Annotated in this window: 1 protein-coding gene; it reads right to left on the minus strand. The window is 60.7% G+C overall.

The window, feature by feature from the left end; translation table 11 throughout:
- Positions 1-114: 114 nt before the first annotated feature.
- On the minus strand, positions 115-684 hold a 570-nt coding region (locus AC5RWT_RS37920; RefSeq protein ID WP_494084697.1), incomplete at its 5' end, for an RNA polymerase sigma factor.

The raw sequence follows: 684 nt of genomic DNA on the forward strand, positions 1-684 counted from the left end.
TAGTGTTCTGGAATTGCCTGTTCTCGGGAGTGCCGTCCTGCGCGACGTTGACCAGGAGCGCCTCGATGGCTGCGCTGCGCTGCGCGTTGAAGCGGTATGAGCCCGGGCTGTCATTCATGGTGTTTCCTCCTCAGGCGTGAGTGGGAGCGTTGCCGGCGGGAACCCTGTTTGTGGCTTCATCAGCTGCGAGAGCTTCTGCTTGGCGCGGGAGAGCCGGGACTTCACGGTTCCCGGTGGAGTGCCGAGCAGCTCGCTTGCCTCAGCTGTGCTCATGCCCTCAAGAACGCAGAGCGCAATAACTTCTTGGTCCCGTCGTCCCAGGGAACGATAAGCCCGATACAGGGCGTCAGCCCGTCGGTCCCTGTCCACCCGGTCGACCACGAAGTCGCTGTGATCCGGCTCCGCTTCGGGCTGTGGAAGTTTCCGAAGGAGACGTTCGTAGCGCAGCGTGGACCTGATCTTGTTCCTCGCCACGTTTGTGGCGGTTACCAGCAGCCAACCGAGGATGGAATCGTTGACCAACCGGACCTTGTTCCTGCAGCGCCATGTCTCCAGGAACACCATGGCAGTTACGTCTTCAGCCTCGAAAGGAGTTCTCACCAACCGGAGGCTGTGAGCAAAGACCCGGTCCCTATGGCGTGTAAAGAGAGAAGCAAAAGCGGAACCGTCACCGTCGATGACGCG

The sequence above is a fragment of the Arthrobacter sp. Dra40 genome, from assembly GCF_059091905.1.